The sequence below is a fragment of the Candidatus Sulfotelmatobacter sp. genome (assembly GCA_035498555.1).
GTDB lineage: Bacteria > Eisenbacteria > RBG-16-71-46 > RBG-16-71-46 > RBG-16-71-46 > DATKAB01.
Genome location: DATKAB010000044.1, coordinates 1 through 8,995, shown reverse-complemented (window position 1 = coordinate 8,995; position 8,995 = coordinate 1). Strand labels below are relative to the sequence as shown.

General features: G+C 67.9%; 9 protein-coding genes. 2 read left to right on the top strand and 7 right to left on the bottom strand.

From position 1 onward, the window contains the following. From VMJ70_03605 to VMJ70_03575, 7 genes are all read right to left on the bottom strand, one after another. On the bottom strand, positions 1-335 hold a 335-nt coding region (locus VMJ70_03605; protein ID HTO90194.1), incomplete at its 3' end, for a hypothetical protein. Between the two features lie 49 nt (positions 336-384). Beyond that, positions 385-1,413 carry a zinc-binding dehydrogenase gene (locus VMJ70_03600; protein ID HTO90193.1) on the bottom strand — a complete coding sequence of 343 codons (1,029 nt, stop codon included), beginning with the start codon at positions 1,411-1,413 and terminating at the stop codon, positions 385-387. A 4-nt stretch (positions 1,414-1,417) separates the two neighbouring features. Continuing rightward, positions 1,418-2,272, bottom strand: coding sequence for a hypothetical protein (locus tag VMJ70_03595; protein HTO90192.1), 855 nt, complete (start codon positions 2,270-2,272; stop codon positions 1,418-1,420). 21 nt (positions 2,273-2,293) lie between these two features. After that, positions 2,294-4,102, bottom strand: coding sequence for a DUF2723 domain-containing protein (locus VMJ70_03590; GenBank protein HTO90191.1), 1,809 nt, complete (start codon positions 4,100-4,102; stop codon positions 2,294-2,296). A gap of 26 nt (positions 4,103-4,128) precedes the next feature. Next, positions 4,129-5,061, bottom strand: coding sequence for a potassium channel family protein (locus VMJ70_03585; GenBank protein HTO90190.1), 933 nt, complete (start codon positions 5,059-5,061; stop codon positions 4,129-4,131). 97 nt (positions 5,062-5,158) lie between these two features. Beyond that, the gene (speY, locus tag VMJ70_03580) at positions 5,159-6,280 is read right to left on the bottom strand and encodes a deoxyhypusine synthase (protein ID HTO90189.1); all 1,122 of its coding nucleotides are present in this window, start codon (positions 6,278-6,280) and stop codon (positions 5,159-5,161) included. Between the two features lie 41 nt (positions 6,281-6,321). Next, entirely contained in the window at positions 6,322-7,776 is a 1,455-nt protein-coding gene (locus VMJ70_03575; GenBank protein HTO90188.1) for a FlgD immunoglobulin-like domain containing protein, read from the bottom strand. 278 nt (positions 7,777-8,054) lie between these two features. Between VMJ70_03575 and VMJ70_03570 the strand changes: the two genes are divergently transcribed. Together VMJ70_03570 and VMJ70_03565 are read left to right on the top strand one after the other, a co-directional pair. After that, the gene (locus tag VMJ70_03570) at positions 8,055-8,549 is read left to right on the top strand and encodes a hypothetical protein (protein HTO90187.1); all 495 of its coding nucleotides are present in this window, start codon (positions 8,055-8,057) and stop codon (positions 8,547-8,549) included. A gap of 54 nt (positions 8,550-8,603) precedes the next feature. Then, positions 8,604-8,995: YbhB/YbcL family Raf kinase inhibitor-like protein (locus tag VMJ70_03565; GenBank protein ID HTO90186.1), on the top strand; the 392-nt coding region annotated here is incomplete at its 3' end.

Here is an 8,995-nt window from a genome sequence, read left to right as displayed (position 1 = left end):
CCGAGATGAAACTTGTGCAGGAAGCGATGGAACACCGGTGCCAGCAGGACCCCCATGATGGTGAGGAACGCAACGCCGCTGAAGATCGCGTAGAAGGACGCGAACAGCTTGGCAGCGGCGCCTTCCAGATGATCCACCGGGCCCATGCCGGTCAAGATCATCGAGGCATTGAGCAGGCTGTCGATCCAGTGAAGGCCCGCGATCCAGTGATAGCCCGCCATGCCGAGCAACAGCGACGCGGCGATCATGAGCCCCGCGACCGCGGCGCTCCTTGCCACGCGATGAATGAACTTGGGCCAGGGCAGCAGGCGTTGCTGCCGGTGTTCGAATTGCATGGAGCCTCCCTGCTCGTCGCGGCCGGGATGGGCCGCCGCATGCCAAAATCTAGGGCACCAGCACGATCTTCCCGAAATTCTGCCGGGTCTCGAGCCGCTCGTGCGCTCGTCGCGCGTCGGCGAGCGGCAGCACCAGATCCACGACCGGCTTCAGGCGCCCGTCGCGCACGAACTTCAGCACCTCGACCAGCTCGGCGCGGCGGCCCATCCACGAGCCCATCAGCGTGAGGTGCTTGCCGAACAGCGCGTTGATCTCGAGGTTCACGCTGCTGCCGATGGTGGCGCCGCAGGTCACCAGCCGGCCGTTGCGCGCCAGCGAAGCCGCCGCCTGATCGAACACGTAGCCGCCGACGTGCTCGAACGCCACCTCGACGCCCTTCTTGCCGGTCAGCGCGCGCACCTGCTTCGAGAACTCGCGATCGGCGTGGCTCACGACTTCGTGGGCGCCGAGCGTGTGCGCGCGCGCGAGCTTCTCCGGCGTGCTCGCGGTCGCGATCACACGCGCGCCGATCAGCCGCGCGATCTGGATCGCGGCGCTTCCCACGCCGCTGCCCGCGCCGATCACCAGGCAATCCTCGCCCGGCCGGAGCTGCGCGCGGCCGACCAGCATGTGCCAGGCGGTGAGGAACACCAGGGGCACCGCCGCCGCCTGCTCCCACGAGAGGTTCTCGGGGAACGGCAGGCAATTGACGCCCGGCACCGCCACCAGCTCGGCGTAGCCGCCGTTGCGCCGCCGCCCAAGCACGTCGTAGTCGCGGCACAGGTTATCGTCGCCGGCAAGACACTGCGGGCACACTCCGCACGAGAGCGTGGGATCGACCAGCACGCGATCGCCCGCCCTCAGGTGGCGCACCGCGCTGCCGGCCTCGAGCACGACGCCCACCACATCGTTGCCGAGGATGTGCGGCATGTCGGGGTCGAGCCCGCGCAGCCCGGAGCGCACCCACAGATCGAGGTGATTGATGCCGCAGGCCTTGACCTGAACCAGCGCCTGATCGGCGGCGATTTCCGGCGCGGGCACCTCGCGCAGCTCGAGGACTTCGGGTCCGCCGAAGCGGTCGAAGACGATGGCGTTCATGATCTCACTCGTCGAACGACACGGTCGGCTCTTCGTAGAATCGTACCTGGCGCTTCTGGAGCTTCTCGCGCAGCCACGTCTCGAGCCAGCGATTCTTTTCACCGGTCGAGGAGCGCGGGTCGGCGAGCCGCTCGATCGGGACGTTCAAACGCAGCGCACGCCAGCGGATCAGGTGGCGCGTGATGCCGGCCGGAAGGCGCGCGCCGGTGGTCGCCAGCTCGACCACCTCGGCCGGCTCGAAGTGCGGGAAGACCACCAGGGCGTGGATTCCCGGATGGCGCTCGGCGGCGTCGGCGAACGAGTCGGCCGGAAGCCGGTAATACTGCTGGCGCTCGCGATAGGTGTTGACCACGCCGTTCAGGAGCTCGTTGCGCGCGCGGAGATCGGCGCCGCCGTGGAGCGTGTCGGCGCTGCCATCGGGATAGACCACGTAGGCAAGCGCCTCGCGGCGCGCCAGCATCGCCTGCGCGTGCATCTCGCTGTCCTCGCGCACCGAGAGGCCGGGGATCGCGCGCAACGTGCGCTCGAGCTCGGCCCGCGGCTGCTCGCCGAGCGCGTGATTCCAGGTCGAGAGCCGCACCTGAGGCTCGCGATAGTCCACCACCTGCACCACGAGATGCGGCAGGCCGGTTTCGCGCGCAGCGGTAGCGCGATTGGCGCCGTCCAGAACGATGAAGCGGCCGCTCTGCCCGGGAAACTCGGCGACGATCGGCGGATTGCGCAGCACCGCGTCGTCGCGAAGGCGTTCGATCAGCGGCGCGAGCCGGCGCGCGTCGAACTGCTCGTGCGGCACCAGTGCATCCACGGTGACGAAGCGCAGATCGGGCAGGCGGTGATCGGAGGCGGCGAGCTGAGTCATGGCCGCGCACTCTACACGGGCTCAGCGCCGGGTGCAGCGCACCTCGAACGAGCGGAGCAGCGCGTTGCGCGCGGCGAGGTCCGCGCCGTGGTTGAGGGCGTCGGCGATCGAATCGGCGCAGCCGGCCAGCGCCGGATCCCCGAATCGCCGCAGCGCCTCGGCGGCGCCGGCGTAGGCTCGGGCGAATCGGCGCACGTAGAAGCGCGAGAACGCGTGACCGCGGGCGGGGAGCCGCGGCAACGCTTCGGCAATCGGGGCGAGCCGGGCGGCGGCGGCGATGCTCTCGGCGGTCAGCTCGGAATCGGCGTCGGCGCGCGCCACGAAGATCAAGCCGCGCAGCTCCAGCGTCGCGCGCGAGGACTCGATCAGCGTGGAGCTCGTGCTCGCGACCGGCAGCCCGCGCGCGAAGCACGCGACCAGGAAATCGCTCCATTGATTGACGGGAACGCCGGGCTGAAGCACGCGCGGCTCGAGCCGAGGCACAACGTCGCGCCAGTACCACTCCGGCGCGATCTCGGGCCCGGAGATCGGGAAGCGGGTGCCCGACGGCGCCGGGATCCCGAGAAACGTCTCGACGTCGCCTTCGGTCACGTAGACCGCGCGATCGGGAAGCTCGGCGGCGATGCCGCGCGCGTGAAGAGCGAGGGTGGTGTCGTGCGAGACGTCCGCCTCGCGCCAGCCGGCGATCAGCCAGTAGGCGATGGTGAGTGCCACCGCGGTCGTGACGAGCCCGCTCGTCGACCGCGCCCGGAGCCGCGAGAGGAGCGCATCGCAGCCGAGGCCGGCCAGCAGGGCGCCCGAGATTACCGCCGGTCCCTCGAGCCGCGCCAGCACCGCCGCGGCATAGGTCTGTTCGGGAAGCCGGGCCGCGGCGAGCAACGCGAGCCCCGCCGCGAGCGTTCCGAACACCGGCAGCCGCGCCGCGCTCCAATCGGCGCGGCGCAGCAGCACGACGGCACCCGCGGCCAGAAACCCGGTCGCCACCAGCCACGAGCTCCATGCCCGATCGAACAGCACCGAGAGTCCCGACAGGTTGGACGCGCCGCTCGCGGCGGAAAGCGAGAAGGCACCATAATCGGCCCGCAGCGCGTGCCGCAGGACGTCGGCCGGAGTCCGCAGCGAGCCCCAGTCCGGCCAGATCGAGGAGGTGCGCAGCAGCGGCAGGCTGAGGTAGAGCGCCGCGGCCGGCGCGAGCAGGGCGGCCGCGAGAACCAGGGCGCGTGCGACGCGTCCCTCACGGCGCCGCGCGCTCGCCAGGGTCGCCCCGGCCAGCGCGGGCAGCGCGGCCACGGCGATCGGATGCGAGGCGGCGCACGCGGCACCGATCAGCCCCACGCCGAGCGCCGAGCGCCACTGGATTCGCTCGGGCGGCGACCGCGACACGCGCACCGCGATCCAGATCATTGCCGCGAGCGCCGCGTGCGCGGGCGCGAACACTTCGGGCTCGACCGACACCGCCCAGATCGCGGGATGGAGCGCGAACGCCGCGGCTCCGAGAACGCGCGCGAGCGGGCGCGCGCCGAGCAGGCCGAGCGTCTCGGCGATCAGCCCCGCGGCGCAGGCGTGCGCGAACAATCCAAGCAGCGCGATCGCCCAGGCCGGCTCGACGCCCGGAATCCGGACCACGGCGCGATCGAGCCAGGCTTGCAGCGGGAACCCGGGCGGATGCATCACGCCGCCCAACAGCGCGGTGTTGACGATCTCGGCGCCGTCGCCATTCTGGGGCGTGTGGGCGAGCGTGGGAGTCAGCGTCACCAGGATCGCGAGCGCGATCCACGTGGAGTGAAGCTGGGGCGTCGCGCGGCTTCCGAGACCTGCGTGCGGAAGCACTGAGGAGCGCTTTGGAGCCAGCAAGCTCAATCGCGCGCTGTCCCTGCTCTTCGCGTTGAGGCTCTTACAGCGACGGAGTTCAAGAAGAATCCCAGAAGAACGAGTCCAAGAATGGCCTCCGTTCCTGTCAGAACTCTTGCAGCCGTCGTCAGCGGGAGAATGTCCCCGTAGCCAACAGTAGTAATTGTAATCATGCTGAGGTAGACAAGCCGGAGCGCATTGTCCTTCCAGTCGATGGGGTATCCGAGCATCTGGCGAGTGTAGGCGTAGAGCGCCTTTCGCGTAGGCGGCGATAGAGAGATCAACGGTTCGGTAAGGGCTCCACTGGGAAGTGCCCTTCGCAGGATTGACCACTGCTCCCTGTTGCTGAGTGGCGGAGGCGGGGGCAGGCCAACCCTGACCAGCGTAAAGCTGCCGTCAAGAATCTTTGTCGGGAAGGGCGTCACTACGTCGATCGGCTCACTCAGCCGCGCGCGTGTCGTATCAGGAAGTCCTCTCAGGGAGAATTCCGGAAACAGTTCTCTCTTGTTCACTCGAAGTTCGCTGATGCACTGCAACACGAATTGCCCCACGCCATCGTTTTCGGAAGGCAAGTACCAGGACACCTCGAGCGGGATATCATCCAGTGTGTGAAACTCGACTCCTCGCTCCGCTGCTGGCGAGACCGTGATGTCCTTGATGACGATTTGAGAATCCACGACTCCCCAGGCCTTCGTGTCGGCGAGACCAAATGGGTCCTCTGGAAGCACAAATCCAATAGTAAGGTCGGACCTGAGCAGGCGCCCTAGCTCGGCGTATGCGCGAGACGCTGATGGCTCCCGAGCCGACGTGACAAAGTAAAAGCTTCCGACGGGCAGGGCCATGTACAAGGCGGGAAATACGACTAGCGCGGCAAAGAGGAACAACAACGCCCATGTGACGCTTGACACCCGCTCTAGCGTCTCCGAGACCTTGAACATCGCGACCTCGCCTCGCAGTGGGGCACCTCTCGCTCAGCGTGAGTAGCCAGAGGAAGGCATTCGCCTGTGCAAAGTGGTGGTGGAGGGAGGAGCCGGCCTAGCGCTTGGCCTCGGCGGCCGCCCCGCGCCCGCTCTCGTAGTACGACTTGCGCAGTCGTTCCATCAGCTCGCCGCGCCGATCGTAGAGGCGCTTGCGCGCGCGCGGCGCGTGCTTCGCCAGCGCGTAGGCCGTGAGCAGCGGCAGGCCGATCGTCGAGTCGGTGTAGCAGATCACCGTGCCGGGCAATTGCTCGGGATCGATCTTGCCCCAGCTCACGGCCTCGGCGGGCGTGGCGCCCGAGAGGCCGCCGGTGTCGGGGCGCGCGTCGGTCACCGCCAGGAAATAGTCGTGGCCTTTCTCGGCGATGCCCAGCACTTCCTGGATCTGCGGCTCGGTCTGGAGCAGAAAATTCTTGGGAGAGCCGCCGCCCAGGATCCACACCGCGCTCTTTCCACCGCGCGCCTTCGAGTCCCAGACGATCGCGGCGGTCTCGTTGACGTCGGCGTTTACGTCGATGAGGAGCTTCGAGCCCTCGAGCGCCTTGGCGGCGACGTTCATGCCGATCGAGGAGTCGCCCGGCGAGCTGGTGTAGATCGGCACGCCGAACTGGTAGGCGGCGCTCAGCAGCGAGCGGCCCTTCAAGCCGAGCTTCTCCTCGCGCGCCCGCACGTACTTGCCGCACAGATAGTGGAATTCGGCGCTGCTCATGGTGCGCTGGAATTCCGGGGCGGCGATGATCTCGCGGAAGAAGGCGTCGGTGTCGAGCAGCACGCTGTAGTCGAAGAATATGTCGTAAATCCGCACCACTTCCTTGGCGCGCAGCTCGACGTCGTCGGCCTGGAAGGTGCCCTGATGCATGTCGAGACCTAGACCGAAATGAGTGTCGTGATAGAGATTGGCGCCGGTCGAAACGATCCAGTCCACAAAGCCGGCTTCGAGCAGCGGAATGAGCGCGCTCATGCCGAGCCCGGCGGGCGTCAGGGCGCCGGTGATCGAGAGCGCGACCGTGACGTCGTCGGCCAGCATGCGTTCGGTGAGCAGCCGCGCCCCCTCGCGCAGTCGCGCGCCGTTGTAGGCGAGGAACGCATGGTCGATGAGCTCGGCGGCGGTTTCGCGTCCGGTGATCGCGGGCGGGCTGATGCGCGGCCCGCGGATGTGGGGATTCTTGCGTGGCGACATGCGGCGGAGAATAGCGCGGGCGCGCCGCCCGCGCGAACCGCTCAGCGCGCCAGCAGCAGGCGCGCGACCGCCCGGCCACCGGCCGCCGTGGCACGCGCGAAGTAGACGCCGCTCGGCGCGGGGGCGGCGCCTTGGTCGCGCCCGTCCCACCGGAACGCGCTCGACCCGGCCGGCAGTTCGCCGTCGAACAGCGTCTTCACGCGCCGTCCGGTTGCGTCGTAGATCGCGACGAGAACCGGCGTGGCCCGGCGAAGCGAGAGTTGGAAGGTCGCTCCCGATCGGGCGGGATTGGCTCCCGTGATTGCCAGCGCGAGGGGCTCGGCCAGCGGGGCCGCGGGCGGCGCCACGCCGGTCACGATCGTGGGGCAACCGAGCCGGAGGCTGTCGGTCGGGCAGGTGGAATTCGGCGGCAGCAGCTGCTCGAACTGAATGATTCCCGCGCCCGACGGCCAGGTGGAAAACCCGGCCAGCATTTCACTCGGTCCGGCTTGAACGTGCTCGATCGCGTGGAGCAGGTTGAGCGTGCTGGGATAGTTGTGCTCGCCGCAGGTCACCGCCTTTAGCGAATCGGGGAAGCTCCAGCCCGCCGAGTCTGAGGGGCTGCCATGGCTCAGCACGAAGGTGATCTGGTCGTTCGAGGCGTAGTGGTTCGACATGTAGAGCAGCCACCACGCGCCGTCGCGCTGGAATACCTGCGGCGACTCGTCCCGGTCGGCACTCATGAACCCGGCCGAAGTGCGTGTGATAGGAACCACGTTGCGCCACTGACGCAGATCGCCGCCCACGGTGGTCGCGACGCCGATCACGAACTTGGTCAGCATGGAATCGATCGTGACGTAGTACATCAACCACTCGCCGGGATGATCCGGGTCGGGGACGACCTCGGGATCGCGGAACTGCCAGCCGACACCGCCATTCCCGATCGCGGTCGAATCCTGATACGTCCAGGGGACCTTCTTGTTGAACAGCACCGGCTGCAAGTCCTGCTTCCACGTGTAGAGATCGGTGGAGGTGGCGAGGCCGATGCGCTGGATCTGAGTGGTGACGAGCTGCGGCTGCGTGGCCACGGTGTCGTACTCGACGCCAGCGTAGAACATGTACCAGGTGCCGTTCTGCCGCACGATGCTCGGCGCCCACACGTGCAGGTTGTCCCAGAGGTGCCCGGACCGCGCCGCGATTGCCGCGCGATCCACCACCGTCCAGGCCCCCAAGGCGCGATCACTCGAGATCGCGTGACCAATCGCCCGCGTGTTGGAATTGTCGTCGTAGTTCGGGGTCATGTACTGGCGTGTGTAGAACAGGTGCCAGGTAGTGCCGTCGCGGACCAGCGCGAAATCCTTGGGCTGCATGCCGGTGGTGTCGAGTGTCCCCGAGAAAGTGGCGTTGCAGATCTGAGGCTCGATCTGCCGTGGCTGATCGGCCGCGGCGCGGCCGATTGCGGCGGGGCAGGCGAAGAACAGGGCAGCCGCGGTCAGCGTGGGGGATGCGCGGAGCAAGCGAGGAGTCTCCCTGAGAGGTCGGGTGCGGCCCGCGATTGTTTCGCGCCCGGCGGGCGCAGTCAACTCGAGTTCGAGGGCCTTTGCCGCGACCACAATCAGCTCGAGGTCGAGCGAGCTCTTGGCTTTGCTCTCATGAAGGGAAGGCGAGAGGTCGCCGCCCGCGCCGGACTCGGCTCCGCGCAACAGATCCGATGCTCATGACGTGGCGGCCGCCCGGCTAGGGAACCGGCGTTCGTAGTGATAGCTTACCGCTCCTCTCCATTCGGAGGTGCGCCGTGCCGACAACGCCCGAGAAGCAGCTGGCCGGATTCATCGCAAAATTCACGCCCGAAGTCGGGGCGCTGATCCGCTCCACGCGGAAGAAGATGCGGGAACGCTTGCCGCGCGCGACCGAGCTGGTCTACGACAACTACAACTTCTTCGTGATCGGTTTCGGCCCGAACGAGCGCCCATCCGACGCGATCTTCTCGATTGCCGCCCACGCGCGCGGCGTAAACCTGTGCTTTCTGCAGGGGGCGGGGCTGCCGGATCCCAAGGGTCTGCTGCGCGGCAGCGGGCGGGTGGTGCGCAATATCCGACTCGAATCGGCGACAACGCTCGACAGGCCCGAGGTGCGCGCGCTGATCCAGGTGGCGCTCGACCGCGCGAAGACGCCGATGAACGCGAAGGGCGCTCACCGGCTGATTATCCGCTCGGTGTCGGAGAAGCAGCGGCCGCGACGCGCGGCGGCGAGCCCGGCGAAGAAGCGAAAGGCCACGAGCCGGGTGTAGTTTCGAACTCGAAAGAGTACCCCGCGACTCATTTCAAGAATCGCCGGAGGTTGCATGCGCAGGATGCCGTGGATCGCCGCGCTGGTTTGGTTCGCTGTCACGTCTGCAGCCTCGAAAACGCCCGCCTTCAAGCTCGAGTCGCCCGTCATCAAGCCGGGCGGGACGATCGACGCGCAGCAAGTTTTTCACGGAATGGGCTGCGACGGGCAAAACGTCTCGCCCGAACTGAAATGGAGTGGTGCGCCGGCCGGAACCAAGAGCTTCGCAATCACCGTCTACGATCCCGATGCGCCGACCGGTTCGGGCTGGTGGCACTGGGTGGTGTACGACATTCCCGCCTCGAGCACGGCGCTCGACTCCGGCGCCGGCACCAGTGACGGAGCGAAGCTGCCGGCGGGGGCGAAGCAGGGTCGCACCGACTTCGGCTCGCCGGGATTCGGCGGCCC

What these genes read in the sequence shown, in the direction of transcription:
- VMJ70_03600 (HTO90193.1), bottom strand. Translation starts at nt 1,413, where the DNA reads ATGAACGCCATCGTCTTCGACCGCTTCGGCGGACCCGAAGTCCTCGAG.
- VMJ70_03595 (HTO90192.1), bottom strand. Translation starts at nt 2,272, where the DNA reads ATGACTCAGCTCGCCGCCTCCGATCACCGCCTGCCCGATCTGCGCTTC.
- VMJ70_03585 (HTO90190.1), bottom strand. Translation starts at nt 5,061, where the DNA reads ATGTTCAAGGTCTCGGAGACGCTAGAGCGGGTGTCAAGCGTCACATGG.
- speY (HTO90189.1), bottom strand. Translation starts at nt 6,280, where the DNA reads ATGTCGCCACGCAAGAATCCCCACATCCGCGGGCCGCGCATCAGCCCG.